The sequence below is a fragment of the Rathayibacter sp. AY1F3 genome, from assembly GCF_002931975.1.
Taxonomy (GTDB): Bacteria; Actinomycetota; Actinomycetes; order Actinomycetales; family Microbacteriaceae; genus Rathayibacter.
Genome location: NZ_PSVF01000004.1, coordinates 168,242 through 192,968 on the forward strand (window position 1 = coordinate 168,242; position 24,727 = coordinate 192,968).

Consider the following 24,727-nt stretch of genomic DNA (forward strand, 5'->3'; position numbering starts at 1 on the left):
GGAGGCATGACCTCCCCGAGCGCCGCACCCGGGCGCACCGCCTCCCTCAGCCGTGCCACCAGCGAGTCGAGCATCGAGCTCTCCCTCGACCTCGACGGCACGGGCGTCGCCGATCTCGAGACCGGCGTGCCCTTCTTCGACCACCTGCTGACGGCGTTCGCGAAGCACTCGCTCACGGACCTGCGCGTCCGGGCCCGCGGCGACATCGAGATCGACATCCACCACACCGCGGAGGACATCGGCATCGTGCTCGGCACGGCCATCCGTCAGGCGCTCGGCGACAAGGCCGGGATCTCCCGCTTCGGCGACGCGCTCGTCCCCCTCGACGAGGCGCTCGTGCAGGCGGTCGTCGACATCTCGGGGCGCCCCTACCTCGTGCACACCGGCGAGCCGGAGGGCTTCGCGCTGCACCTGATCGGCGGCCACTTCACCGGGTCGATGGTGCGCCACGTCTTCGAGGCGATCGCGTTCAACGCCGGCCTCACCGTGCACGTCACGGTGCTCGGCGGCAGGGACCCGCACCACATCGCCGAAGCGGAGTTCAAGGCGTTCGCCCGCGCCTTCCGTCAGGCCAAGGCCCTCGATCCGCTCGTCTCCGGCGTGCCGTCGACGAAGGGCGCGCTGTGAGCTCGGCCCGCCCCTCCGTCGTGGTCTACGACTACGGCTCGGGGAACGTGCACTCCGCCGTCAAGGCGCTCGAGCTCGCCGGGGCCGACGTCGAGCTGACGGGGGACCGGCAGCGGGCGCTGGAGGCGGACGGCCTCCTCGTGCCCGGCGTCGGCGCCTTCGACGCCGTGATGTCGGCACTGACCCGCGCCCGCGGCGGCGAGATCATCGAGAAGCGCCTCGCCGGCGGGCGCCCCGTCCTGGGCATCTGCGTCGGGATGCAGGTGCTCTTCGAGCGCGGCGTCGAGCGCGGGGTCGAGAGCGAGGGCCTGGGCGAGTGGCCGGGGACGGTGGACCTCCTCCCGGCCGAGGTCGTCCCGCACATGGGCTGGAACACCGTCTCCGCTCCCGAGGGATCGGTGCTCTTCGACGGCATCGCCGAGGAGCGCTTCTACTTCGTGCACTCCTACGGCGCCCGCGAGTGGTCGCTCGACGTGATGCCCCCGTTCCCGCGTCCCGCGGTCACCTGGGCCGATCACGGAGGCCCCTTCATCGCCGCGGTCGAGAACGGGCCGCTCTCGGCCACGCAGTTCCACCCCGAGAAGTCGGGGGCCGCCGGGCTCCGGCTGCTGGCCAATTGGCTGGGCACCCTCCGCACGAACTAGGATCGGCCGGTGGTCGGCGCCTCCAGGGGCCGGCACCGGCTCCGAGACTGAGGATGACGATGAGCGAGTTCACCAAGGCCCCGGGCCTGGTCCTCCTGCCCGCGATCGACGTGGCGGGCGGCAGGGCCGTGCGGCTCACGCAGGGCGAGGCCGGGACCGAGACCAACTACGGCGACCCGATCGACGCCGCGGGCGACTGGGCCGACCAGGGCGCGGAGTGGATCCACCTCGTCGACCTCGACGCCGCCTTCGGCCGCGGCGACAACCACGGCATCATGAAGAAGGTCATCCGGCAGGTGAAGGGCGTCAACGTCGAGCTCTCCGGCGGGATCCGCGACGACCGGAGCCTCGAGTCCGCGCTGAGCGCCGGCGCGAAGCGCATCAACCTCGGCACCGCGGCGCTCGAGAACCCCGAGTGGGCCGCGAGCGTCATCGCGCAGTACGGCGACCAGATCGCCGTCGGTCTCGACGTCCGGGGCACCACGCTCGCCGCGCGCGGCTGGACCAAGGAGGGCGGCGACCTCTGGCAGGTCCTCGACCGCCTGGAGGAGGCCGGCTGCACCCGCTACGTCGTCACCGACGTCACGAAGGACGGCACGCTCAAGGGCCCGAACCTCGAGCTCCTCGAGCAGGTCATGGCCCGCACCCACCGCCCCGTGATCGCCTCGGGCGGCATCTCGAACCTCGACGACATCGCCGCTCTGCGCGACCTCGTGCCCCAGGGGCTCGAGGGCGCGATCGTCGGCAAGGCGCTGTACGCGGGCGCGTTCACGCTCGCGGAGGCCCTGGATGTCGCATCCGAGTGAGCCCCGCCCGCTCCCGGCGCATCTGACCGACTCGGCCGGCACCCCCTGGGCGGGCCGGCACTTCGAGCCGAGCGCAGCACCGGAGGACGACGGAAGCGCCCCGGAGGCGCTGGTCGCCGCGCTCGAGTCCTTCGCCCGCGGCACTCGCGGCCCGGAGGCCGTGGTCGACGCGATCCGCACGTCCCGCCTGCTCATCCCGCTGGTCGCCCGCCTCGGCGAGGAGGCCGAGGGAGTCGGGGGACTCCGGGCGGACAAGACGCAGGAGCTCGCGATCGTCACGGTCGCCGGACCCGACGGCCGCACGGTGCTCCCCGTCTTCAGCGGCGTCGAGAGCATGCGCCGGTGGGACCCGGCCGCCCGTCCCGTCCCTGTCGACGGGCGCCGCGCGGCCCTGGCGGCCGTCGCGGAGGGCACCGAGGTGATGGTCCTCGATCCCGCGTCCGAGCGGGAGTTCGCGGTCCGGCGCCCGGCCCTCTGGGCGATCGCGGAGGGCGGCGCCTGGCGGCCGGCCCCCGCCGATGCGGAGGTGCTCCTGGCTCTGCGCGCGGCTGCGGAGGGGGAACGGGCGGTCGCCTCGCTCGAGGTGCGCGCGGGAGACCCGGAGCAGCGCCTCGCGGGCCCCGAGCTCGTGGTGGTCCTGAGCCTGCGCCCGGGGCTCGATCAGGACGCGCTCGGCGCCCTCGTCGCGCGCCTGGGGGAGCGGTGGGCGGCCGACGAGACCGTCGCGCAGCGCGTCGACTCGATGACGCTGCAGCTCGCCGCCGCCCGCTGACTCCCGATCAGGTGACCGGGCCGGTCCACTTCTCGCCCGGGCCCTTGCCGATCGGGTCGGCGATCGGGGACGCCTCACGGAACGCGAGCTGGAGGGTGCGGAGGCCGTCGCGCAGGCTCCGGGCGTGCATGTCGCTGATGTCGGGTGCCCCGGCCGTGACCAGGCCCGCGAGCGCGTTGATGAGCTTGCGCGCCTCGTCGAGGTCGACCTGCGCTCCGGGCTCGTCGGCGAGCCCGCACTTGACGGCGGCCGCGCTCATCAGGTGCACGGCGGCGGTGGTGATGATCTCCACCGCCGGGACCTCCGCGATGTCGCGCGCGGCCTCCACGTCGGAGGCTCCGCCGTCCTCGCCGAATCGTCGCGTGTAGTCGTCGTCGTACTGGGCCATGGGTCCTTCGTTCGTCGTCCGTGGTGGAGGGGCGCGGCCGCCGGAGCAGAGGATCGAGGGGCGGCCGGATCCGGTCTGTCGGGCGGGCCGCCGGTCTGCTATGGTTGTCCGGGCTCCGAGGCATGTCCTCGGTTCGAAAGTGGAGATTCTCCCACCCGCGCTTGACCGCTTCACAAGGTTACCGGGTCAGAAGCACTCCGCCCCCGAGGGTCGTCAGACCACCGGAGGCAGGGCTGCGGCTCTCGAGGTCCGCCTCGGGAACCGCGTCACAGGGTGCGAGCGCCGTGCTGCAGGCACGACGTGGACGGGACGATCACCTCTCTCGGGTGCGCTGGAGAAGACTCCGGCAGCGCAGCTGCACTCACCGAGATCAGAGGAGAAACGCAATCAGCGATCCCCGTACCAACGACCGTATCCGCGTCCCCGAGGTCCGCCTCGTGGGTCCCGCAGGAGAACAGGTCGGCGTCGTCAAGATCGAGGTCGCCCTGCGACTCGCGCAGGACGCAGACCTGGACCTGGTCGAGGTCGCCCCCAACTCCAAGCCGCCCGTGGCCAAGATCATGGACTACGGGAAGTTCAAGTACGAGCAGGCTCAGAAGCTCAAGGAAGCCCGTCGCAACCAGGCGAACACGATCCTCAAGGAGGTCCGTTTCCGCCTGAAGATCGACAAGCACGACTACGAGACCAAGCGCAAGCGCGCCGAGGGCTTCCTGAAGGCCGGCGACAAGGTCAAGGCGATGATCCTCTTCCGCGGTCGCGAGCAGTCGCGCCCCGAGATGGGCGTCCGTCTGCTCCAGCGCTTCGCGGAGGACGTCGCCGAGTTCGGCCAGGTCGAGTCCACCCCGACCATCGACGGTCGCAACATGGTGATGGTCATCGGCCCGCTGAAGAACAAGTCCGAGGCGAAGGCCGAGGCCAATGCGGTCCGCGCCGCTCGCCGCGAGGCCAACACCCCCGAGGACACGGCCGAGGCCGAGTCCGTCTAGTACTTCGCCGCCCCGGCCTCGGGGCCGGTGGACGCCCCGCTCGCGGGGCACCGGTTTCGCCCCGCCGAGCGCGGAGTGACGTTCACAAGGAGAGAACATGCCCAAGATGAAGACCCACTCGGGTGCCAAGAAGCGCTTCAAGGTGACCGGCTCCGGCAAGGTCATGAAGCAGCAGGCCGGCATGCGCCACAACCTGGAGTCCAAGTCCAGCGTTCGCACGCGCCGCCTCAACCAGGACCAGGTCCTCGCCCCGCAGGACGCCAAGGTCGCCAAGAAGCTTCTCGGTCTGTAGCCCACCGCCGGCGCAGCCCGCTGCGCCGCGTGGTCGCTACTCAGCCGACACGGATCGATAGGAAGAAACAGCAATGGCAAGAGTGAAGAGGGCCGTCAACGCCCACAAGAAGCGTCGCGTCATCCTCGAGCGCGCCTCGGGCTACCGCGGCCAGCGGTCGCGCCTCTACCGCAAGGCGAAGGAGCAGGTCACCCACTCCCTCGTCTACTCGTACCGCGACCGCCGCGCCAAGAAGGGCGAGTTCCGTCGTCTCTGGATCCAGCGCATCAACGCCGCGTCCCGCGCGAACGGTCTGACCTACAACCGCTTCATCCAGGGCCTCGCCCTGGCCGGCGTCCAGGTCGACCGCCGCATCCTCGCGGACCTCGCGATCACCGAGCCGGCCACGTTCGCCTCGCTCGTCGCGACCGCGAAGAGCGCGCTGCCCGCCGACACCTCGGCGCCCAAGGCCGCAGCGTAGTCAGCACGGCTTCCCGGAGGGGGTCGCGACCGAGAGGTCGCGGCCCCCTCCGTCGTGTCCGCAGGCCCTCCCGCGCCGTGTCTGCGGGGGCGGCGATCACCGCGCCGATAGGCTCGCCGCATGCTCGACAACCCCCGCTCTCCCCGTGTCCGCTCCGTGGCGAAGCTCACCCGCCGCCCGGCCCGGCTCGAGACGGGGCTCTTCCTCCTCGAGGGTCCGCAGGCACTCTCCGAGGCGCTGCAGTACCGCCCGGAGCTGATCGTCGAGTCGTTCGCGACTCCGACCGCTCTGGAGCGCCACCCCGAGATCGTCGCCGCCGCCGCCGAGGCGGAGGTGGAGATCGAGTACGTGACCGAGGACGTCCTCGACGCGATGGCCGACACCGTCACTCCGCAGGGCTTCGTCGCGGTCTGCCGTCAGTTCCCCACGTCGCTCAAGGACGTCGTCGCCTCCGAGCCGCGCCTCGTGGCGGTGCTCGAGGAGGTCCGCGATCCGGGCAATCTCGGCACGATCATCCGTGCCGCCGACGCCGCCGGCGCTGACGCGGTCGTGCTGTCCGGCCGCTCGGTCGACCTCTACAACCCCAAGGTCGTGCGCTCCACGACCGGCTCGCTCTTCCACCTCCCGGTCGCGGTCGGCGCCGACCTCGCCGACGTGCTGGGCCGGCTCCGCGGCGTGGGACTGCGCTCCGTCGCGGCCGACGTGAAGGGGGAGGACCTGCTCGACGTCCGCGCACGCGGGGACCTCGCCCAGCCGACCGTCTGGGTCTTCGGCAACGAGGCGCGCGGCCTCGAGGACGAGTCGCTCGCCCTCGTCGACGGCGTGGTCGCGGTGCCCATCTACGGGGCGGCGGAGTCGCTCAACCTCGCGACCGCGGCCTCCGTCTGCCTGTACGAGAGCGCCTTCGCGCTGCGTTCCTGAGAGGAACCGGGCCGAGGGTGCCGCGAACCTGGAGAACAGGGCGCGTTGTTACCCTTCGGTTAAGAATTCCCTCATGATTTGACCGGCCCATCCCCGTGTGCTTCTCTGACGGCATGGTCACAGCCCCGCAAGACGAGCGCGCCGCCGCTCCCGCCGGTGAACCCCTCGTCGTCCTCTCCGGGGTGCAGAAGCACTACGGCGACTTCCAGGCTCTGAAGGACATCGATCTGACGGTGCACCGGGGCGAGGTCGTCGTGGTCCTCGGCCCCTCCGGATCCGGCAAGTCGACGCTCTGCCGCACGGTCAACCGGCTCGAGACGATCTCGGGCGGCACCATCACCATCGACGGTCAGAAGCTCCCGGAGGAGGGCAAGGGCCTCGCCGCGCTCCGCGCCGACGTCGGGATGGTCTTCCAGTCCTTCAACCTCTTCGCGCACAAGACGATCCTCGAGAACGTCACCCTCGGCCCGATCAAGGTCCGCGGGCTCTCCCGCAAGGACGCGGAGGCCCAGGCCACGGCGCTGCTCGACCGGGTCGGCGTCGGCCACCAGGCCGCCAAGATGCCGGCCCAGCTCTCCGGCGGGCAGCAGCAGCGCGTCGCGATCGCGCGGGCGCTGGCGATGAAGCCCAAGGTGATGCTGTTCGACGAGCCGACCTCGGCGCTCGACCCCGAGATGATCAACGAGGTCCTGGACGTGATGGTCGGGCTCGCCAAGGACGGGATGACGATGATCGTCGTCACCCACGAGATGGGCTTCGCCCGGAAGGCCGCCGACCGCGTCGTGTTCATGGCCGACGGCGAGATCCTCGAGGACACCGACCCGGAGTCGTTCTTCACCGCGCCCCGCACCGACCGGGCCAAGGACTTCCTCTCCAAGCTCATCACGCACTAGAAGCGCGATCAGCAGCCGCCAGGCAGGTCGGACCCGTGATCCGGGAGCCGACCCGACATCGCCCGCTCCGGCGGGCCGAACCCCAGGAAGGACGATCATGCGCACCAGGCTCATGTTCATGACCGCGGGACTCGCAGCAGCGACCCTCGCCCTCGCCGGCTGCTCCGGCGACTCCGGAACCGCCGGCGGCGGCGCCGGTGGAGGCTCCGAGGGAGGAACCTCCGCGTACGAGGTCGCCTCCGACGTGACCCTCGAGGGCAGCCCGACCTTCGATGCGATGACCGCGGACGGCAAGGTCGTCATCGGCGTCAAGGAGGACCAGCCCGGGCTGGGCTACCTCGACGCGGCGACCGGCGAGCGCTCCGGCTTCGACATCGAGATCGCGAAGTGGACCGCCGCCTCGCTCGGCTTCGCGGCCGACGCCATCGAGTTCAAGGCGATCCCGTCGGCCAACCGCGAGGCGTCGATCGTGAACGGCGACATCGACTACTACGTCGGCACCTACTCGATCACCGACAAGCGCAAGGAGCAGGTCGGCTTCGCCGGACCCTACTTCGAGACCGGCCAGCAGCTGCTCGTCGCGGCCGACAACGACACGATCACCGGACCGGACGACCTCACCGCCGACACCACGGTGTGCTCGGCCACCGGCTCCACCCCGATCCAGAACATCCGCACCAACTACCCCGAGGTGAAGACCGAGGAGTTCGACACGTACTCGCAGTGCGTGGACGCGCTCGCCGACGGCACCGTCGACGCCGTCACCACCGACGGCGCGATCCTGATCGGCTACGCCGCTCAGCGGCCCGACGAGCTCAAGGTCGTCGGAGAGCCCTTCAGCACCGAGCTGTACGGCATCGGCCTGCCCAAGGACGACGACGCCCTGCGCCACTTCGTCAACGGCATGCTGACCGACGGCGGCGAGACCTGGAGCGCCATCTACGACGAGACGCTCGGCCAGTCCGGCACGACCGTCACCCAGCCGGCGGTGAACGACTACTAGGAGGCGCCCCGGGCGGCCCGACCGCCGCCCGGGGGTCCCCTCTCCTCGACCACCACCACCGCTCCGACAGAAGGGCCAGCCGCATGGATGTCCTGTTGAACAACCTCGACGTCTACGTCCCGGCCTTCGGCAACACCCTGATCCTCTTCAGCGTCTCGCTCGTGTTCGCCCTGCTGATCGGCACGGTGGTCGGCGCGATGCGCGTCTCGCCCGTCCCGATCGCCCGCGCGGTCGGCACGGTGTACGTGAACACCATCCGGAACACCCCGCTCACGCTGGTGATGTTCTTCTTCGCCTTCGGCTACCCCAAGCTCGACCTGCCGCAGGTGGACTACACGAACCTGGCGATCTGCGCCCTCAGCCTCTACACCGCGACCTACGTCGCGGAGGTGCTGCGGTCGGGCATCAACACCGTGCCGATCGGCCAGGCCGAGGCGGCCCGCGCGATCGGCCTCGACTTCGGCCTCACGATGACGCAGGTCGTCCTGCCCCAGGCCTTCCGCTCCGTGATCCCGCCGCTCATGAGCGTCCTGATCGCGCTGCTGAAGAACACCACCGTCGCCGCCGGCTTCTCGGTCGCGGAGGCGGGCACCATCGTCCGCGTGCTCAACGAGCGCGGCGAGAACAGCCTCATCGTCGTCCTCTGGGTGGCCCTGGTCTTCGTGGTCCTGGTCACCCTGCTCTCGCTCGTCCAACGTCAGCTCGAGAAGAAGTGGAGGGTCGCCCGATGAGCTCCGTCCTCTTCGACAACCCCGGCCCCCGGGCCGTCGTGCGCAACCGCGTCATCGGCGTCGTCGTCGTCCTGCTGATCGCGGCGTTCCTCGGCTTCGTGGTCTGGCGCTTCGCGGAGTCCGGCCAGTTCGACGCCTCCAAGTGGCGCGCGTTCGGCTACCCGCTGGTCTGGCAGAGCATCGGCGGCGCCCTCGGCCGCACGCTCGCGGCCTTCGCTACGGCGGGCGTCGCCAGCCTCGTCCTCGGCCTCCTCCTGGCGATCGGCCGGCTCTCGGACCGGCGCTGGATCAACGTCCCCGTCACGCTCTTCATCGAGCTGTTCCGGGCGATCCCCGTCCTGATCCTGATGATGCTGATGTACTACGGCCTGCCGTTCGCGGGCCTCAAGCTCAGCCCCTACCTCGCCGTCGTCATCGCCCTGACCCTCTACAACGGCTCCGTCTTCTCCGAGATCTTCCGCGCCGGCATCGAAGCCCTCCCGCGAGGACAGAAGGAGGCGGGCTACGCGATCGGCCTGCGCAAGTCCGGCGTGATGCGGCTCATCCTGTTCCCCCAGGCGATCCGCTCGATGCTGCCCGTGATCATCGCCCAGCTCGTCGTCGCCCTCAAGGACACGGCGCTCGGCTCGATCATCACCTACAACGAGCTGCTGTACTACGCGCGCTACCTGGGCAACCAGTCGAGCCTCGACAGCCCGATCATCCCGGCGGCGATCGTCATCGGAGCGATCTACATCGGCATCTGCCTCCTCCTCTCGGGGCTGGCGAAGTGGATCGAGATCCGCACGAAGAGCGGCGGACGCGGCGGCCGCACCATCGGCGGCCACCCCGCAGCCCGCGCGCAGACGGACACGCAGCTGATCGCTGTGCAGGATTGAACTGTGAGGATCGCCCGAGGGCGATCCTCACCGCGGTCGGCTTCCTGACGGGGTCGGGTTCCGCAGAGCGTCCTGCGTCCGGCTAGGAGGAATCGCTCGCACGCGATTCCTCCGTTCGCCTCGAGGGTCCGGCGATCGCTCAGCGCATCGAGCGGTGGTGCTCCGCTCCGGCGTCGTCGACGCGGAGGCGGTGGTGATCGGGGAGTCGCGATCGGTCCGGGCGTCTTCCCGTCCGGCGGCGCCCAGCTTCCTGCCGGTCGAGCAGCCTCCGACCCCGGCGTAGCGAGAACCCGCCTCTGCTGGTCGAGCAGCGCCGGTGGCGGGGCTTCGAGAGCCGTCGGTGCAGACGGGGGCCTGGCCGCGGACGAGCGCGACGAGCACCGCGCGCGGGCGGCGGGAGGGGGCGGAGGCCCTCGCCTACACTGGGGGATCGTGTCAGACAGCAACCCGATCACCGACGAGGCCGTCTCCGCGGCGGTCGCCGACGCCCTCGCCGCCATCGGCGCGGCGGGCGACTCCACCGCTCTGAAGTCCGCCCGAGCCGCCCACCTCGGCGAGGGGTCCGCCCTCGCCCGCCTCAACGCGCAGATGCGCTCCGTCCCGCCCGAGCACAAGGCGGCGTCCGGCAAGCTCGTCGGCGGTGCCCGCAAGCAGGTGGGCGACGCCTACGCCGCCCGCGAGGCCGAGCTCGTCGAGGCGGAGGACGCGGCCGCGCTCGAGGCCGAGCGCGTGGACGTCACCGCCGGCGCCAGCTTCGTGCGCCGCGGCGCCCGCCACCCCCTCTCTCTGCTCCAGGAGTCGATCGCCGACGTGTTCGTCGGGATGGGCTGGGAGATCGCGGAGGGGCCGGAGCTCGAGAACGAGTGGTTCAACTTCGACGCCCTGAACTTCGACGAGGACCACCCGGCCCGCGCCATGCAGGACACCTTCTTCGTCGACCCCGTCGATTCGCACCTGGTGCTGCGCACGCACACCTCGCCGGTGCAGATCCGCTCGATGCTCGAGCGCCCGCTGCCGCTCTACGTGATCGCTCCCGGACGGGTGTACCGCACCGACGAGCTCGACGCGACGCACACGCCCGTGTTCACGCAGTTCGAGGGTCTCGCCGTCGACCGAGGCCTGACCATGGCGCACCTGCGGGGCACCCTCGAGCACGTCGCGCGGATCCTCTTCGGCGACGACGCGCGCATCCGCCTGCGCCCGAACTACTTCCCCTTCACCGAGCCCAGCGCCGAGCTGGACGTCTGGCACCCGACCTTCGTCGGCGGTGCCCGCTGGATCGAGTGGGGCGGCTGCGGCATGGTCAATCCGAACGTGCTGCGCGCGGCGGGGATCGACCCGGAGGAGTACTCCGGGTTCGCCTTCGGGATGGGGATCGAGCGGACCCTGATGTTCCGCAACGACGTGAAGGACATGCGCGACATGGTCGAGGGCGACGTCCGCTTCAGCGAGCAGTACGGGATGGTGATCTGATGCGCATCCCGCTGAGCTGGCTGGGGGAGTACGTCGACCTCGAGCAGGACGTCACGACGGAGTCCGTGCACGCGGCCCTGGTGTCGGTCGGCCTGGAGGAGGAGGACGTCCACCGCTTCGAGGTGACCGGCCCCGTCGTCGTCGGTGAGGTGCTCGACCTCGCTCCGGAGCCGCAGAAGAACGGCAAGACCATCAACTGGTGCCACGTCCGCGTGGCCCCGGAGGGCGGGCGCGCCGCCGACGGCGGAGAGGACGTCCGCGGCATCGTCTGCGGAGCCCACAACTTCGCGGCCGGCGACAAGGTCGTCGTGTCACTGCCGGGCGCGGTCCTGCCCGGGCCGTTCCCGATCTCCGCGCGGAAGACCTACGGGCACGTGTCCGACGGGATGATCGCCTCGAGCCGCGAGCTCGGCCTCGGGGACGACCACGACGGCATCCTCCGCCTCGCCTCGCTCGGGCTCGACCCGGAGCCGGGCACGGACGCCGTCGCGCTCCTCGGTCTCGACGACGCCGCGGTCGAGGTCAACGTGACGCCCGACCGCGGCTACGCCTTCTCGATCCGCGGCATCGCCCGCGAGTACGCCCACGCCACCGGAGCCGCCTTCCGCGACCCCGCTCGGGCGCTCCCTCCGCACGAGCGCACGGAGACGGCCCCCGTCTTCCCCGTGTCCGTGGCCGACGAGGCGCCGATCCGCGGCCGTGTCGGCGCCTCCGTGTTCGTCACGCGCGTCGTCCGGGGCGTCGACGTCTCACGACCGACGCCGCCGTGGATGCTCGCGCGACTGCGCCTGGCCGGCGTCCGCTCGATCTCGCTCGTCGTGGACATCACCAACTACGTGATGTTCGAGCTGGGCCAGCCGCTGCACGGCTACGACCTGGCGACCCTGCAGGGCGGCATCGTGGTGCGCCGCGCCGCACCGGGGGAGACCCTCGAGACGCTCGACGGCCAGACCCGGCGCCTGCACGCGGAGGACCTCGTCATCGCCGACGACGGCGGGGCGATCGGCCTCGCCGGAGTGATGGGGGGCGCGCGCACCGAGATCTCGGACGCCACGTCCGACGTCCTGCTCGAGGCGGCGAACTTCGACCCGGTCTCGATCGCCCGGACGGCTCGCCGGCACAAGCTGCCGAGCGAGGCGTCGCGGCGCTTCGAGCGCGGCGTCGACCCCGAGGTGGCCTCGGTCGCCGCGGCCCGCGCGGTGCAGCTGCTCGTGGAGCTCGCCGGCGGCACGGCGGACGAGCTCGGCTCGGTCCTGGCCGACCCGCGCACGGCGGAGCCGGTCGAGCTGCCGGACGGCTACGTCGCAGGCCTCATCGGCGTGGAGTACACCCCGGAGGAGATCCGCGGCGCGCTCGTCGAGATCGGCGCCTCCGTCGAGGCCGGCGGAGCGGGCCTGCTGGTGACTCCGCCGAGCTGGCGCCCCGACCTCGTCGACCGCGCCTCGCTCGCGGAGGAGGTCGCCCGCATCACCGGGTACGACCGCATCCCGGCGATCCTGCCCGTAGCGCCTCCCGGCCGCGGTCTGACCCCGGGCCAGAGGCTGCGCCGGACTCTCGCCCAGGCGCTCGCCGCCGCGGGTCTGACCGAGGTGCTCTCGTACCCGTTCCTCTCGCGCTCGATCAACGACCGGCTCGGCTCGGTCGACGGGGAGCCGCAGGAGCAGATCACGCTCGCGAACCCGCTCGACGCGACCGCGGGCCAGCTGCGCATCTCGCTGCTGCCGGGTCTCGTGCAGGTCGCGGCCCGCAACCGCTCGCGCGGCCTGACGGATCTCGCGGTCTACGAGCTCGGCTCCGTCTTCCTCCCGGCCGCCGGCGGCCCGTTCGGCTCCGGGGCGCTCCCTGCGGGCGGGGCGCGTCCGTCCGCGGAGGTCGAGGCCGAGCTGAACGCGGGCATCCCACCGCAGCCGCGGCACCTCGCGGCGCTGCTCACGGGCGCCGCCGTCGTGCGCCAGCCCGGTGTCGCCGGCCGTGACGTCGACTGGCGCGACGCCCTCGACGTGGTCCGCGAGGTCTCCGCGGCGACCGGCACCGAGCTGGTGCTGCGCCAGGGGGCCCACGCCGCGCTGCACCCGGGCCGCACCGCCGAGGTCGTCCTCGACGGCGCGGTCATCGGCCACGCGGGGGAGCTGCTCCCGGCGCTCGCCGAGGAGCTCGACCTGCCGCGCCGCGTCGCCGTGGTCGAGCTCGACCTGGAGCCGCTGCTCGCGCGGGCCGGGAGGGTCGTCGTGGCCCGCCCGGTGGGCGCGCTGCCCGCCGCGACCCAGGACCTCTCGCTCGTCGTGCCGGTCGGCACCGCGGCCGCCGACGTGCACGCCGCCGTCGCCGAGGGGGCGGGCGAGCTGCTCGAGGCGATCCGCCTGGTCGACGACTACCGCGGCACCGGGCTCTCCGAGGGGACGAAGTCGCTGACCTTCGCGCTGCGCTTCCGCGCGCCGGACCGCACGCTCACCGCGGCCGAGGCGACGGCCGCGAAGGAGAACGGCGTGGCCGTGGCGGCGGAGCGCTTCGGCGCCCGACTCCGCGAGTGAGGCAGGGGGTCCCGTCCGGTTCGGCCGGGCGGGGCCCCGCACCCGCACCGGCTAGGCTCTCGGGCATGACTTTCTCCGTGGCGGTGGCCGGTGCGAGCGGCTACGCGGGCGGCGAGCTGCTACGACTGCTCGCCGACCACCCCGAGTTCGAGGTGCGCACGGTGACGGCGCACGCCAACGCGGGTCAGCCCCTCGTCGCCGTGCACCCGCACCTCCGCTCGCTCCGCGACCTCGTCCTCGTCGACACGACGACCGCAAACCTCGCCGGGCACGACGTCGTCTTCCTCGCCCTCCCGCACGGGAAGTCGGGCGAGATCACCGCGACCCTCCCCGAGGACGTCCTCGTCGTCGACTGCGGCGCCGACCACCGGTTGACCGACCCGCAGGACTGGGCCGACTTCTACGGGGGCGACTTCGCCGGGGCCTGGCCCTACGGGCTCCCGGAGCTGCTGATCGGCGGCGGCGGACGCAAGCAGCGCGAGGCGCTCGCCGGAGTGCGGCGCATCGCCGTCCCCGGCTGCAACGTCACGGCGATCACGCTCGGCCTGGCCCCCGGCCTGCACGCCGGAGTGATCGAGTCGTCGGACCTCGTCGCGGTCCTCGCCGTCGGACCCTCGGGTGCGGGCAAGAGCCTGCGGACCGACCTCCTCGCCAGCGAGCTCCTCGGCTCCGCGCACGCCTACGGCCTCGGCGGAGCGCACCGTCACAATCCCGAGATCCGGCAGAACCTCCTGCTCGCCGGAGCCGGACCCGTCTCGATCTCGTTCACCCCGGTCCTCGTGCCGATGTCCCGGGGCATCCTGGCGACCTCGACCGCGCGCCTCGCCCCCGGCGTCTCCGCGCAGGACGTGCGCGCCGCGTGGGAGACCGCCTACGGCGACGAGACCTTCGTCCAGCTGCTGCCGGAGGGCTCCTTCCCCCGGACGGCCGACGTGGTGGGGGCGAACACCGCTCTGATCGGACTCGCCGTGGACGAGCGGGCCCGCCGCGTCGTGGTCGTCTCGGCCATCGACAACCTCGTCAAGGGCACCGCGGGCGCAGCCGTCCAGTCCACCAACATCGCCCTGGGACTCCCGGAGTCCCTCGGCCTGAGCGTGAACGGAGTCGCGCCGTGAGCGTCACCGCAGCAGCAGGGTTCCGGGCGGCGGGAGTCGTCGCCGGGCTGAAGTCGACCGGAGCGCGCGACGTCGCGCTCGTGCAGAACCTCGGCCCGCTGCAGAGCGCCTCCGCGGTCTTCACGAGCAACCGCTGCAAGGCGAACCCCGTCCTCTGGAGCGAGCAGGTGATGCGCGACGGCGTGGTCTCGGCGATCGTCCTCAACTCCGGCGGCGCCAACTGCTATACGGGTGCTCAGGGCTTCCAGGTCACCCACCGCACCGCGGAGCTCGTGGGCGAGAGCCTCGAGGTGTCCGCCGGCGACGTGCTGGTGTGCTCCACCGGGCTGATCGGCGACCAGCTCGACCTCGCGAAGCTCGCCACCGGCGTGACCGGCGCCTCCGCCGAGCTCGCCGGGGGCCCCGAGGCGGGCGAGGCGGCCGCCCGCGCGATCATGACCACCGACACGGTCCCGAAGCAGGCGGTGGTCCGCTCCGAGCGGGGCTGGAGCATCGGCGGCATGGCCAAGGGCGCCGGGATGCTCGCGCCGGGTCTGGCGACGATGCTGGTCGTGATCACGACCGACGCGGCCCTCGAATCCGCCGCTCTCGACACCGCCCTGCGTGCCGCGACCCGCGTCACATTCGACCGCCTCGACTCGGACGGCTGCATGTCGACGAACGACACCGTCGCACTGCTCGCGAGCGGCGCCAGCGGCGTCGAGGCCGACGCCGACGAGTTCACCGAGGCCCTGACCGCGGTCTGCCGCGACCTCACCCTGCAGCTGCAGGCGGACGCGGAGGGCGCCGACCACGACGTCGCGATCCGCGTGCTGAACGCCGCGACCGAGGACGAGGCCGTGGTCGTCGCCCGCGCCGTCTCCCGCAGCAACCTGTTCAAGGCCGCGATCTTCGGCAAGGACCCCAACTGGGGCCGCGTCCTCGCCGCCGTGGGCACGACCGATGCGCAGTTCGACCCGTACGGCATCGACGTCGCGATGAACGGGGTGCAGGTCTGCCTCGCGGGCGAGCCGCACGAGAGCCGCGACCTCGTCGACCTCGCCCCTCGGCAGGTCGCCGTCGACATCGACCTGCACGCCGGCGACGCGACGGCCACGATCTGGACAAACGACCTCACGCACGACTACGTGCACGAGAACTCCGCGTACTCGAGCTGAGGCGGCCATGAGCGACGACACCACCCTCTCGGCCGAGAGCCGCGCCGAGCGCGACGCCGCACCCGGGAAGGCTGCGACGCTCATCGAGTCGCTGCCCTGGCTGCAGAGCTTCCACGGGCGCACGATGGTGATCAAGTTCGGCGGCAACGCGATGGTGTCGGAGGAGCTGCAGCGCTCCTTCGCCCAGGACATGGTCTACCTGCGCTACGCCGGGATCCGCCCCGTGGTCGTCCACGGCGGTGGGCCCCAGATCTCGCGGATGCTCGACCGGCTCGGGATCGAGAGCGAGTTCCGGGGCGGCTACCGGGTCACGAGCCCCGAGGCGATGGAGGTGGTGCGGATGGTGCTCACCGGCAGCATCAGCCGCGACATCGTCCGCCGGATCAACGAGCACGGCCCCCTCGCCGCCGGTATCTCCGGTGAGGACGCGGGCCTCTTCGTCGGCCGCCGCCGCGGTGTCGTGATCGACGGCGAGGAGCACGACCTCGGACTCGTCGGAGACGTGATCGCCGTGGACCCCGCCGCCGTCCTCGCTCAGCTCGAGGCCGGCCGGATCCCGGTCGTGTCCTCGATCGCCCCCGACTCGGACGACCCCACGCAGTCGCTGAACGTCAACGCCGATGCCGCCGCCGCCGCGCTGGCCGTCGCGCTCGGCGCCGAGAAGCTCGTCGTCCTCACCGACGTGGCCGGCCTCTACTCCGACTGGCCCGACCGCGAGTCGCTCGTCTCGCACATCCGCTCGGACGACCTCGCGGCTCTGCTGCCCTCGCTCGAATCGGGCATGATCCCCAAGATGACCGCCTGCCTCGACGCCGTGCGCGGGGGAGTGCCCAAGGCCGCCATCATCGACGGCCGCATCCCGCACTCGATCCTGCTCGAGGTGTTCACCTCGGAGGGCATCGGCACCGAGGTCGTCGCCTCGCTCGACCCCCGCGACCGGGAGCGAATGTCGGGCCGCTGATCCTCAGCGGCCCCGGCTCCGAGCGCCCGTCCCGCCCGGGACGCGCGCACCGTCGGCCCTCGCGGCCGGACCGCTCCGATCGAAAGGCCACCATGTCCATCCCCACGACCGCGTCCCGCACCGGCTCGGCGCGCGACCGCTACTCCGCCGCGATGATGCAGACCTTCGCGCCGCCGCTCGCCGTGCTCGAGCGCGGCGAGGGCTGCCGGGTCTGGGACGTCGACGGGCGGGAGTACCTCGACTTCCTCGGCGGCATCGCCGTCAACTCGCTCGGCCATGCGCATCCCGTGTTCGTCGAGGCCGTGACGCGCCAGGCCGGTGCGCTCGCCCACGTCTCCAACTACTTCGCGACCGCCCCGCAGATCGAGCTCGCCGAGACCCTGCGCCGCCTCACCGGGGCCGGGGAGACGGGCCGCGTCTACTTCGCCAACTCGGGCACCGAGGCCAACGAGGCGGCCTTCAAGCTGGCGCGGCTGAACGCGGCCGGCGGCCGGCACCGCGTCCTGGCGCTGCAGAACGCGTTCCACGGGCGGACGATGGGCGCGCTCGCTCTGACCGGCAAGGCGGCCATGCGGGCGCCGTTCGAGCCGATGCCGGGAGGGGTCGAGCACCTCGAGGCGAGCATCGAGGCCCTCGAGGCGGCTCTCGACGAGTCCGTCGCCGCGCTGATCGTCGAGCCCATCCAGGGGGAGGCGGGGGTCATCCCGCTGCCGGCCGGCTACCTCGAGCGCGCGCGGGAGCTCACCCGCGAGCACGGCGCGCTGCTCATCGTCGACGAGATCCAGACCGGGGTCGGGCGGACCGGACGCTGGTTCGCCTACCAGGAGGCGGGGATCCTGCCCGACGCCGTCACCCTGGCCAAGGGGCTCGGCGGAGGCTTCCCCGTCGGAGCGCTGGTGACCTTCGGCGAGGCGTCCGACCTCCTGCAGAAGGGCCACCACGGCAGCACCTTCGGCGGCAATCCGCTCGCGACCGCCGTGGCCGGAGCCGTGCTCGCCGAGATCGAGCGCGCCGACCTTCTCGGCAACGCGCGGGAGCGCGGGGCGCAGATCGTCGACGCGCTGACCGCTCTCGACTCGCCCCTGATCGGAGGGGTCCGCGGCGCGGGCCTCCTCCTGGGCATCGCCCTGACCCGGCCGGTCGCCGCCGAGCTCGCCGCCGCCTGCCTCGACGCCGGCCTGATCGTGAACGCGGCGAACGACTCGAGCATCCGGCTCGCGCCTCCGCTCGTGGTGACCGCCGCCGACGTCGCCGAGTTCGCCGAGCGCTTCGGCCGCGCACTGCAGACCCTCTGACCCCGTACCTCCACCGAAAGCGACCAGCACCGTGACCCGCCACTTCCTCCGCGACGACGACATCACTCCCGCCGAGCAGGCCGAGATCCTCGACCTCGCCCTCGAGCTCAAGCGCGACCGCTTCTCCCGGAAGCCCCTCGCCGGGCCGCAGACCGTCGCCGTGATCTTCGACAAGTCCTCCACGCGCACCCGTGTCTCCTTCGCGGTCGGCATCGCCGATCTCGGCGGCAGCCCCCTGATCATCTCGACCGCGAGCAGCCAGCTCGGCGGCAAGGAGACCGCCTCCGACACGGCGCGGGTCCTGGAGCGCCAGGTCGCCGCCATCGTGTGGCGCACCTACGCGCAGTCGGGCCTGGAGGAGATGGCGCGCAGCACGCGCGTGCCGGTCGTCAACGCGCTCTCGGACGAGTTCCACCCGTGCCAGCTCCTCGCCGACCTGCTGACCATCCGCGAGCACCGCGGTCACCTCGCGGGACTCACGCTCACGTTCTTCGGCGACGGAGCGAGCAACATGGCGCACTCGTACCTCCTGGCGGGGGCCACGGCCGGCATGCACGTCCGCATCGTCTCCCCGGAGTCGTACTCGCCGGACGCGGCGGTCCTGGCCGATGCGCAGCGCATCGCCGCGACCACCGGCGGATCGGCGATCACCACGACCGACCCCGACGAGGGCGCGGCCGGCTCCGACATCGTGATCACGGACACGTGGGTGTCGATGGGCAAGGAGGACGAGAAGGCGGCGCGCGTCGCGACCTTCGGCGCCTACCGGGTCGACGCGGCCACGATGACCGCCGCCGCTCCCGATGCGCTGTTCCTGCACTGCCTGCCCGCGGATCGCGGCTACGAGGTGACCGCCGACGTGATCGACGGTCCGCAGAGCGTGATCTGGGACGAGGCGGAGAACCGCCTGCACGCGCAGAAGGCCCTGCTCGTGTGGCTCCTGGAGCGCGCCGGCACCGCCGACGCCGCTCAGTAGACTCGACAGCCCAACCCGAGGAGAACCATGACGGAACGACCCTCCGCCCGCGCGGGCGAGGCCGGAGCCCTGTGGGGCGGCCGCTTCGCCGGCGGCCCCTCGCCCGAGCTCGCCGCGCTCTCGAGGTCGACCCACTTCGACTGGCAGCTCGCCCCCTACGACCTCGCCGGCTCCCGCGCCCACGCCCGGGCGCTCGCCGGAGCGGGCTACCTCGACGACGCCGAGCTCACCGCGATGCTCGCGGCGCTCGACCGGCTCGAGGCTGCCGTCGCCGACGGGAGCTTCGCCGCCGACGAATCCGACGAGGACGTGCACGGCGCCCTCGAGCGCGGCCTGATGCTCGAAGCCGGTCCCGAGCTCGGCGGCAAGCTCCGCGCGGGGCGCTCGCGCAACGACCAGATCGCCACCTTCGTCCGGATGTACCTCCGCGACCACGCGGCGCTCGTCTCGGAGCTGGTGGTGCAGCTCATCGACGCCCTCGCCGCGCAGGCGTCGGCGCACCCGACGGCGATCATGCCCGGGCGCACACACCTCCAGCACGCTCAGCCCGTGCTCCTCGCGCACCATCTGCTCGCCCACGGCTGGGCGCTGCTGCGCGATCTGGAGCGCCTGCGGGACTGGGCCGTCCGGGCGGACGTCTCGCCCTACGGCTCGGGCGCCCTCGCCGGCTCGACCCTCGGCCTGGACGCCGAGGCGGTCGCCCGCGATCTCGGCTTCGCGTCGAGCGTGCCGAACTCGATCGACGGGACGGCCAGCCGCGACCTCGTCGCCGAGTTCGCCTTCGTCGCCGCCATGATCGGGATCGACGTCTCGCGCATCGCGGAGGAGGTCATCCTCTGGAACACGCGGGAGTTCGCCTTCGTCACGCTCGACGACGGCTACTCGACCGGGTCCTCGATCATGCCGCAGAAGAAGAACCCCGACATCGCCGAGCTCGCCCGGGGGAAGTCCGGCCGCTTGATCGGCAACCTCACCGGGCTGCTCGCGACCCTCAAGGCGCTGCCGCTCGCCTACAACCGCGACCTGCAGGAGGACAAGGAGCCGGTCTTCGACTCGGTGACGACCCTCGAGGTGCTGCTGCCCGCGTTCAGCGGCATGATCGCGACCCTCACCTTCCACACCGACCGGATGGCGGAGCTCGCGCCCCAGGGCTTCTCCCTCGCGACCGACGTGGCCGAGTGGCTCGTGAAGAAGCACGTGCCCTTCCGGGACGCCCACGAGATCACCGGCGAGCTGGTCAAGCTGGCGGAGTCGCAGGGGAGGGGGCTCGAGGATCTCGACGACGCCGCGCTCGCCTCGGTGTCGCCGCTGCTCACGCCCGACGTGCGCTCCGTCCTCAGCATCGAGGGATCGGTGGCGAGCCGGGACGGTGTCGGCGGCACGGCTCCCGACCGCGTCTCGGAGCAGCTCGCCCGGCTGACCGAGCGCGTCCGGGTCGTGCGCGGATCCCTCCGGGGGGAGCGCCCGTGACCCTTCGAGGAGCGCCGGGCGAAGACGGCCGTCCGCCGCTGCGCCCCTGGCAGCAGCGGACTCTGGTGCTCGTCGCCGCAGTCGTCATCGTCGCGGTGATCGTGATCACCCTCGTGTCGGGCCAGAGCTTCTTCTGAGCGCCGACCTCCCCGATCTCTCGCGCTCGGCCCTCGAGGTGGCACCGCAGCTGCTCGGCCGCGTCCTCCTGCACCGCACGCCGGAGGGCGTGGTCGGCGTCCGGCTGACCGAGGTCGAGGCGTACCTCGGAACCGGTGAGGATACGGGCTCGCATGCGCACCGCGGACCGACACCCCGGACGGCTCCCATGTTCGGTCCGCCCGGGTCCGTGTACGCGTACTTCACGTACGGGATGCACACCTGCGTGAACATCGTCTGCTCCCCGGCGGGCGCGGCGTCGGCGGTGCTGCTGCGCGCAGGCGAGGTCGTATCGGGGGAGGATCTCGCGATGATCCGGCGCGGACCCGTTCGCAGCCGGGATCTGGCCCGCGGACCCGCACGGCTGGCGAAGGCCCTCGGAGTCCGTCTCACCGAATCGGGCGACCCGCTCGAGGCGGCGTTCGAGCTGCTGCCGGGGGAGAGGCCGTCCTCCGTGGCGGCGGGCCCGCGCACCGGCGTCTCGGGCCCGGGCGGCGGGGACGACTTCCCGTGGCGCTTCAGCATCCCGGGCGACCCCACCGTCTCGCCCTACCGGAGAGCAGTGCCCCGGCGGCGGCCCGGAGCTCAGCCCGCGAGGTAGAGCCGGGCGAGCACGCCGAGAGCCGCCGACCAGGCGAGGCTCGCCAGCGTGCCGATGATGAACCGCTCGCGCGCTTCCGGGGAGGCGAGCTCGCTGAAGCGGCCGACGCCCTTGATCGCCACCACGACCGCGATCCCCTCGGGGAGACCGCTCATCAGTGCGCCGGCCGTCGCGATCCGCTCGAGGACCCCGATCGTCGTCCCCCCGCGCAGCACCTCGATCGGCTGGCCGATCGCCGAGGGCGCGCTCCCGGCGGCGGGGCGGGAGGTTCCGGCGACCATGATGCCGCCGTGGCTGCCGCTGCGGGAGTCGGCCGTCGCGAGCCGGAGGGTGAGCAGCACGACCGGCCCGCCGCCCGCGATCGCCAGCGCGAAGGCCAGCACCGCCACCAGGACGGAGTGGATCGGGGGCGCGGACGGTCCGGCGACCGCCGTGAGGAGGAAGGCGGCGGCCGCCGCCGCGAGGGGGATCCAGGCGAGCTGCGGACGGCGCAGGCGCACGGCCAGCACCGCACCGGCGAGACCGGCGAGCAGCACGAGCACCACGCCCGTCCACGAGGCGGACTGCAGCGCGGAGGCGAGGAGCAGGGCGGGGGATCCGGGGGGTGCCGTCATCGGGGTGTCCTCTCGTCGGTGGGGTCGAGCGTACGGTCGACCACCGTCAGCAGGCGCGCGAGCGCGTCACGGGCGGGAGCGTCGACTCGAGCACTCGCCGCGCGGACCCGGAGGCTGACCGCCTGCGGGCTGACGGCGAGGCGCTCGGCCGCATCCTTCTGGGAGAGGCCGCTCTCGAGCAGGTCGACGATCTGCCAGCCGGCCTCGGAGCGCGCGTCGCGCAGCAGGAGGAGCGGATCGATCAGCGCCTGGACGTCCGCCGGTGCCGGCGCCGCCGTTCCCGGTGCGTCCGGATCGAGGGAGAAGCGCGTAGGCCGGCCCTTCGCCGCCTCGACCGCCCGGCGCGCCGCGAAGTACGCCTCCCCGGTCGCCGCTCTCGTGGTCGCGGGGAGTGGCCGGTCGACGGGGCCGATCCCGAGGCCGATGCTCCAGTGGCCGGTCCGGTGCAGCTCGAGCACGAGCGCGACGACGGCATCGGCCCGGTCGAGCACGCACTGGAACTCGTCGCCTGCCGTCCGCTCCGGGGGCAGGACGAACGACGCCCGACCGTCGTCGATCAGGCTCGCGATCGTCTGGTCCACGCGGTCGTGGTCGTGCCTGCTGTCGCGCTGATCCGCGGTGATGACGAACATCGGACCTCCTCGATCAAGTATCGGCACTTGATCGCCCCGGATCAAGCCTGTGCGCTTGACTCCCGGAGACCGGCTTCTTCCCGCCACGGTAGCCTGGTCGGGTGATCGACCAGCACCTCCCCGGGTCCGCGACGAGCCCGCAGCTCGACCCCGCCTTCGACTCCGTGTGGGACGAGCTGGTCTGGCGAGGCTCGGTGCACGTGTCGACCGACGCCGGAACGCTGCGCGAGCTGCTGTCGGGGGAGCCGATCACCTACTACTGCGGGTTCGACCCGACCGCGCCCAGCCTCCACCTCGGGAACCTGGTGCAGCTGATCGTCATGCGCCGGCTCCAGCTGGCCGGGCACCGGCCGCTCGGGCTCGTCGGCGGCTCGACCGGGCTGATCGGGGATCCGCGTCCGACGGCCGAGCGGACGCTGAACTCGCGCGAGACGGTGACGGCGTGGGTCGAGCGCCTCCAGGCGCAGGTGTCCCGGTTCGTTCCCGCGGGCGGCGACAACGGGCTGCGCCTGGTCAACAACCTCGACTGGACCGCTCCGCTGTCGGCGATCGACTTCCTGCGGGAGATCGGGAAGCACTTCCGCGTGGGGACGATGCTCAAGAAGGACGCGGTCAGCGCCCGCCTCAACTCCGACGCGGGGATCAGCTACACCGAGTTCAGCTACCAGATCCTGCAGGGTCTCGACTACCTGGAGCTCTACCGGCAGTACGGGTGCGTCCTGCAGACCGGCGGCAGCGACCAGTGGGGCAACCTGACGAGCGGGACCGACCTGATCCACCGCACGGAGGGCGTGTCGGTCCACGCGATCGGCACACCGCTGGTGATGAACTCCGACGGCACCAAGTTCGGCAAGAGCGAGGGCAACGCCGTCTGGCTCGACTCCGAGCTCACCAGCCCGTACGCGTTCTACCAGTTCTGGGTCAACACGGACGACCGTGACGTCGCCGACCGCCTGCGGATCTTCACCTTCCTGCCGCGCACGGAGATCGAGCGCCTGGAGAAGGCCGCTGCCGACGAGCCGTTCCGCCGGGAGGCGCAGCGCGCGCTCGCCTGGGAGGTCACGTCGCTGGTGCACGGAGCGGAGGCGACGCGCTCGGTGATCGACGCCTCGGCCGCGCTCTTCGGCAAGGGCTCGCTCGAGGGGATCGACCCGGTCATCCTCCGCGGCGCGCTCGAGGCGGTGCCCTCGATGGAGGCGACCCCGGAGACGCCGGCGCTGCAGGCGTTCGTCGAGACCGGACTCGTCGCCAGCACGGGGGAGGCGCGGCGGGCTCTCGCCCAGGGCGGGCTCTCGGTGAACAACACCGCCCTCCCGTCCGAGACCGTCACGCTCGGCGAGCTCCCGTTGATCGACGGGATCGCCGTCCTCCGTCGCGGCAAGAAGAGCTTCGCCGGGGCCTTCGTCCGCTGACCGCGTGCCCGCTGTCCTCGAGCGGACGCGGGCGATGACGGCGTCGGCGGTCTCATCAGCTCGGTGTCCGGTAGCCGGTGTCCGGTGTCCGGTGTCCGGTGTCCGGTGTCCGGTGTCCGGTGTCGGGTGTCGGGTACCGAGTCGGACACTCAACGACGCACGGCCCCTGAATCGCGACACGCCCGGGACGCAGGCGATTTGCCGCTCGGCCGAGGCCCGACGTAATGTAACTCCTCGTCACCCCAAAGGAGCGGCAAGCGGGAGTCAGGCGCAGAGCGTCGAGACCAGCTGGCCCACCTCAAGCGGGGACCATCCCCTCGCTCCCAGGCCTGTTAGAGATTCGTCTCTTGAAGACTGCGGGATCGCGAGCGTAAGATGCAAAGCCTCCACGGGACACGGTCCCGGCTTCGTTGCAAGGCCTCACGGCCGAGCCCGGTACAGCGGTGCGGTCCTCGATCGCGCAGCGAACACCACGAAGAAGCCGGACTTGACACGGCCTGCGGATGTGCTAAGTTAGTCGAGTTGCCACGGAGGCGATCGGGACTTCGGTTCAGACAAGCCTAACCGGTCTCGGCAAGCAAGACAAATCGAGTGGCTCACGCCCTCGTACAGCAAACTTCGATCACTTTCGTTGTGAAGCACCGTTCTGGTGTGGAGGCGGGATGTGTCCGATTCTTGAGAACTCAACAGCGTGCACTATGTTCAATGCCAATTTTATACCCCGGCCTTGATCTTCGGATCGGGTTGGGATTCCTTTGGAAATTGATGTCAGCTTCCGGCTTTCGGGTCGGAGAGATGTCTTATTTGCTAGAGGTCAAACTTGACTCTCCTTCGCTTCGGGGTTGGGGGTCGTAATTTTTTTACGGAGAGTTTGATCCTGGCTCAGGACGAACGCTGGCGGCGTGCTTAACACATGCAAGTCGAACGATGAAG

26 protein-coding genes and 1 rRNA gene are annotated in these 24,727 nt (G+C 71.8%); 24 read left to right on the top strand and 3 right to left on the bottom strand.

Annotated elements, in window-relative coordinates:
* Nucleotides 1-6 precede the first annotated feature (6 nt).
* Genes hisB through C5C39_RS04615 form a run of 4 tightly spaced genes read left to right on the top strand, consistent with a single transcriptional unit; the run spans nucleotide 7 to nucleotide 2,849 of the window.
* On the top strand, nucleotides 7-627 hold the full coding sequence (hisB, locus tag C5C39_RS04600; protein ID WP_104224484.1) for an imidazoleglycerol-phosphate dehydratase HisB: 621 nt from the start codon (nucleotides 7-9) through the stop codon (nucleotides 625-627).
* Nucleotides 624-1,271 carry an imidazole glycerol phosphate synthase subunit HisH gene (gene hisH, locus C5C39_RS04605; RefSeq protein WP_104224485.1) on the top strand — a complete coding sequence of 216 codons (648 nt, stop codon included), beginning with the start codon at nucleotides 624-626 and terminating at the stop codon, nucleotides 1,269-1,271. Before hisB ends, hisH begins: the two co-directional genes overlap by 4 nt.
* Before the next feature lie 59 nt (nucleotides 1,272-1,330).
* On the top strand, nucleotides 1,331-2,077 hold the full coding sequence (priA, locus tag C5C39_RS04610) for a bifunctional 1-(5-phosphoribosyl)-5-((5-phosphoribosylamino)methylideneamino)imidazole-4-carboxamide isomerase/phosphoribosylanthranilate isomerase PriA (RefSeq protein ID WP_104224506.1): 747 nt from the start codon (nucleotides 1,331-1,333) through the stop codon (nucleotides 2,075-2,077).
* On the top strand, nucleotides 2,061-2,849 hold the full coding sequence (locus C5C39_RS04615; protein WP_104352776.1) for an SseB family protein: 789 nt from the start codon (nucleotides 2,061-2,063) through the stop codon (nucleotides 2,847-2,849). The genes priA and C5C39_RS04615 overlap by 17 nt, the downstream gene beginning before the upstream one ends.
* Nucleotides 2,850-2,856: 7 nt before the next feature.
* On the opposite strand, the gene C5C39_RS04620 is transcribed toward C5C39_RS04615, so the two are convergent.
* A complete protein-coding gene (locus tag C5C39_RS04620) occupies nucleotides 2,857-3,237 on the bottom strand; it encodes a DUF1844 domain-containing protein (RefSeq protein WP_104313470.1) in 381 nt (126 codons plus the stop codon).
* Nucleotides 3,238-3,674: 437 nt separating this feature from the next.
* Here C5C39_RS04620 and infC point away from each other — a divergent pair, with 437 nt between their 5' ends.
* The 18 genes from infC to C5C39_RS04705 all read left to right on the top strand — a co-directional run bounded on the left by infC (nucleotide 3,675) and on the right by C5C39_RS04705 (nucleotide 21,136).
* Nucleotides 3,675-4,223, top strand: a complete 549-nt coding sequence (gene infC / locus C5C39_RS04625) for a translation initiation factor IF-3 (protein ID WP_374952931.1) — start codon at nucleotides 3,675-3,677, stop codon at nucleotides 4,221-4,223.
* A gap of 97 nt (nucleotides 4,224-4,320) precedes the next feature.
* Nucleotides 4,321-4,515, top strand: a complete 195-nt coding sequence (rpmI, locus tag C5C39_RS04630) for a 50S ribosomal protein L35 (RefSeq protein ID WP_055793295.1) — start codon at nucleotides 4,321-4,323, stop codon at nucleotides 4,513-4,515.
* A gap of 73 nt (nucleotides 4,516-4,588) precedes the next feature.
* Nucleotides 4,589-4,975 (top strand): 50S ribosomal protein L20, encoded by a 387-nt coding sequence (gene rplT, locus C5C39_RS04635; RefSeq protein WP_104224487.1) that lies wholly within the window; start codon nucleotides 4,589-4,591, stop codon nucleotides 4,973-4,975.
* Between the two features lie 120 nt (nucleotides 4,976-5,095).
* A complete protein-coding gene (locus C5C39_RS04640) occupies nucleotides 5,096-5,896 on the top strand; it encodes an RNA methyltransferase (protein ID WP_104224488.1) in 801 nt (266 codons plus the stop codon).
* Nucleotides 5,897-6,009: 113 nt separating this feature from the next.
* On the top strand, nucleotides 6,010-6,789 hold the full coding sequence (locus C5C39_RS04645; protein ID WP_104352777.1) for an amino acid ABC transporter ATP-binding protein: 780 nt from the start codon (nucleotides 6,010-6,012) through the stop codon (nucleotides 6,787-6,789).
* A 97-nt stretch (nucleotides 6,790-6,886) separates the two neighbouring features.
* Nucleotides 6,887-7,792 (top strand): glutamate ABC transporter substrate-binding protein, encoded by a 906-nt coding sequence (locus C5C39_RS04650; RefSeq protein ID WP_181073455.1) that lies wholly within the window; start codon nucleotides 6,887-6,889, stop codon nucleotides 7,790-7,792.
* A gap of 83 nt (nucleotides 7,793-7,875) precedes the next feature.
* The gene (locus C5C39_RS04655; RefSeq protein WP_104224491.1) at nucleotides 7,876-8,523 is read left to right on the top strand and encodes an amino acid ABC transporter permease; all 648 of its coding nucleotides are present in this window, start codon (nucleotides 7,876-7,878) and stop codon (nucleotides 8,521-8,523) included.
* Entirely contained in the window at nucleotides 8,520-9,401 is an 882-nt protein-coding gene (locus tag C5C39_RS04660; RefSeq protein ID WP_104224492.1) for an amino acid ABC transporter permease, read from the top strand. Before C5C39_RS04655 ends, C5C39_RS04660 begins: the two co-directional genes overlap by 4 nt.
* 432 nt (nucleotides 9,402-9,833) lie before the next feature.
* On the top strand, nucleotides 9,834-10,874 hold the full coding sequence (gene pheS, locus C5C39_RS04665) for a phenylalanine--tRNA ligase subunit alpha (protein ID WP_104250188.1): 1,041 nt from the start codon (nucleotides 9,834-9,836) through the stop codon (nucleotides 10,872-10,874).
* Nucleotides 10,874-13,405 carry a phenylalanine--tRNA ligase subunit beta gene (pheT, locus tag C5C39_RS04670; protein ID WP_104346414.1) on the top strand — a complete coding sequence of 844 codons (2,532 nt, stop codon included), beginning with the start codon at nucleotides 10,874-10,876 and terminating at the stop codon, nucleotides 13,403-13,405. The genes pheS and pheT overlap by 1 nt, the downstream gene beginning before the upstream one ends.
* A gap of 65 nt (nucleotides 13,406-13,470) precedes the next feature.
* Nucleotides 13,471-14,520: an N-acetyl-gamma-glutamyl-phosphate reductase gene (gene argC, locus C5C39_RS04675; RefSeq protein WP_104346413.1), complete on the top strand. Its 1,050-nt coding sequence runs from the start codon at nucleotides 13,471-13,473 to the stop codon at nucleotides 14,518-14,520.
* The gene (gene argJ / locus C5C39_RS04680) at nucleotides 14,517-15,677 is read left to right on the top strand and encodes a bifunctional glutamate N-acetyltransferase/amino-acid acetyltransferase ArgJ (protein WP_104352778.1); all 1,161 of its coding nucleotides are present in this window, start codon (nucleotides 14,517-14,519) and stop codon (nucleotides 15,675-15,677) included. Before argC ends, argJ begins: the two co-directional genes overlap by 4 nt.
* A 7-nt stretch (nucleotides 15,678-15,684) precedes the next feature.
* Nucleotides 15,685-16,638, top strand: a complete 954-nt coding sequence (gene argB, locus C5C39_RS04685) for an acetylglutamate kinase (RefSeq protein ID WP_104224497.1) — start codon at nucleotides 15,685-15,687, stop codon at nucleotides 16,636-16,638.
* A gap of 92 nt (nucleotides 16,639-16,730) precedes the next feature.
* Nucleotides 16,731-17,933, top strand: coding sequence for an acetylornithine transaminase (locus tag C5C39_RS04690; RefSeq protein WP_104257206.1), 1,203 nt, complete (start codon nucleotides 16,731-16,733; stop codon nucleotides 17,931-17,933).
* Nucleotides 17,934-17,964: 31 nt separating this feature from the next.
* Nucleotides 17,965-18,909 carry an ornithine carbamoyltransferase gene (argF, locus tag C5C39_RS04695; protein ID WP_104352779.1) on the top strand — a complete coding sequence of 315 codons (945 nt, stop codon included), beginning with the start codon at nucleotides 17,965-17,967 and terminating at the stop codon, nucleotides 18,907-18,909.
* Nucleotides 18,910-18,936: 27 nt separating this feature from the next.
* Nucleotides 18,937-20,379: an argininosuccinate lyase gene (gene argH / locus C5C39_RS04700; protein ID WP_104352780.1), complete on the top strand. Its 1,443-nt coding sequence runs from the start codon at nucleotides 18,937-18,939 to the stop codon at nucleotides 20,377-20,379.
* On the top strand, nucleotides 20,376-20,516 hold the full coding sequence (locus C5C39_RS17390; protein WP_181136314.1) for a hypothetical protein: 141 nt from the start codon (nucleotides 20,376-20,378) through the stop codon (nucleotides 20,514-20,516). Before argH ends, C5C39_RS17390 begins: the two co-directional genes overlap by 4 nt.
* Entirely contained in the window at nucleotides 20,513-21,136 is a 624-nt protein-coding gene (locus C5C39_RS04705; RefSeq protein WP_104352781.1) for a DNA-3-methyladenine glycosylase, read from the top strand. The genes C5C39_RS17390 and C5C39_RS04705 overlap by 4 nt, the downstream gene beginning before the upstream one ends.
* Here C5C39_RS04705 and C5C39_RS04710 read toward each other — a convergent pair.
* Nucleotides 21,121-21,750, bottom strand: a complete 630-nt coding sequence (locus tag C5C39_RS04710) for a hypothetical protein (RefSeq protein WP_104352782.1) — start codon at nucleotides 21,748-21,750, stop codon at nucleotides 21,121-21,123. The two genes, C5C39_RS04705 and C5C39_RS04710, sit on opposite strands and share 16 nt — an antisense overlap.
* Nucleotides 21,747-22,382, bottom strand: a complete 636-nt coding sequence (locus tag C5C39_RS04715) for a DNA-binding protein (RefSeq protein ID WP_104352783.1) — start codon at nucleotides 22,380-22,382, stop codon at nucleotides 21,747-21,749. Before C5C39_RS04715 ends, C5C39_RS04710 begins: the two co-directional genes overlap by 4 nt.
* 101 nt (nucleotides 22,383-22,483) lie before the next feature.
* On the opposite strand from C5C39_RS04715, the gene tyrS reads away from it, so the two are divergent.
* Both tyrS and C5C39_RS04730 read left to right on the top strand, forming a co-directional pair.
* Nucleotides 22,484-23,794 (top strand): tyrosine--tRNA ligase, encoded by a 1,311-nt coding sequence (gene tyrS / locus C5C39_RS04720; protein ID WP_104352784.1) that lies wholly within the window; start codon nucleotides 22,484-22,486, stop codon nucleotides 23,792-23,794.
* A gap of 859 nt (nucleotides 23,795-24,653) precedes the next feature.
* Nucleotides 24,654-24,727: ribosomal RNA gene (locus tag C5C39_RS04730) — 16S ribosomal RNA — on the top strand; the annotation flags it as partial.

Bases quoted from the DNA above. Each gene is read 5' to 3' on its own strand.
- C5C39_RS04690 (WP_104257206.1), top strand. From the start codon at position 16,731: ATGTCCATCCCCACGACCGCGTCCCGCACCGGCTCGGCGCGCGACCGC.
- rpmI (WP_055793295.1), top strand. From the start codon at position 4,321: ATGCCCAAGATGAAGACCCACTCGGGTGCCAAGAAGCGCTTCAAGGTG.
- C5C39_RS04620 (WP_104313470.1), bottom strand. From the start codon at position 3,237: ATGGCCCAGTACGACGACGACTACACGCGACGATTCGGCGAGGACGGC.
- C5C39_RS04650 (WP_181073455.1), top strand. From the start codon at position 6,887: ATGCGCACCAGGCTCATGTTCATGACCGCGGGACTCGCAGCAGCGACC.
- rplT (WP_104224487.1), top strand. From the start codon at position 4,589: ATGGCAAGAGTGAAGAGGGCCGTCAACGCCCACAAGAAGCGTCGCGTC.
- C5C39_RS04645 (WP_104352777.1), top strand. From the start codon at position 6,010: ATGGTCACAGCCCCGCAAGACGAGCGCGCCGCCGCTCCCGCCGGTGAA.
- argC (WP_104346413.1), top strand. From the start codon at position 13,471: ATGACTTTCTCCGTGGCGGTGGCCGGTGCGAGCGGCTACGCGGGCGGC.
- C5C39_RS04710 (WP_104352782.1), bottom strand. From the start codon at position 21,750: ATGACGGCACCCCCCGGATCCCCCGCCCTGCTCCTCGCCTCCGCGCTG.
- C5C39_RS04615 (WP_104352776.1), top strand. From the start codon at position 2,061: ATGTCGCATCCGAGTGAGCCCCGCCCGCTCCCGGCGCATCTGACCGAC.
- C5C39_RS04660 (WP_104224492.1), top strand. From the start codon at position 8,520: ATGAGCTCCGTCCTCTTCGACAACCCCGGCCCCCGGGCCGTCGTGCGC.
- C5C39_RS04640 (WP_104224488.1), top strand. From the start codon at position 5,096: ATGCTCGACAACCCCCGCTCTCCCCGTGTCCGCTCCGTGGCGAAGCTC.
- priA (WP_104224506.1), top strand. From the start codon at position 1,331: ATGAGCGAGTTCACCAAGGCCCCGGGCCTGGTCCTCCTGCCCGCGATC.
- argB (WP_104224497.1), top strand. From the start codon at position 15,685: ATGAGCGACGACACCACCCTCTCGGCCGAGAGCCGCGCCGAGCGCGAC.
- C5C39_RS04715 (WP_104352783.1), bottom strand. From the start codon at position 22,382: ATGTTCGTCATCACCGCGGATCAGCGCGACAGCAGGCACGACCACGAC.
- hisB (WP_104224484.1), top strand. From the start codon at position 7: ATGACCTCCCCGAGCGCCGCACCCGGGCGCACCGCCTCCCTCAGCCGT.
- C5C39_RS04655 (WP_104224491.1), top strand. From the start codon at position 7,876: ATGGATGTCCTGTTGAACAACCTCGACGTCTACGTCCCGGCCTTCGGC.
- pheT (WP_104346414.1), top strand. From the start codon at position 10,874: ATGCGCATCCCGCTGAGCTGGCTGGGGGAGTACGTCGACCTCGAGCAG.
- argH (WP_104352780.1), top strand. From the start codon at position 18,937: ATGACGGAACGACCCTCCGCCCGCGCGGGCGAGGCCGGAGCCCTGTGG.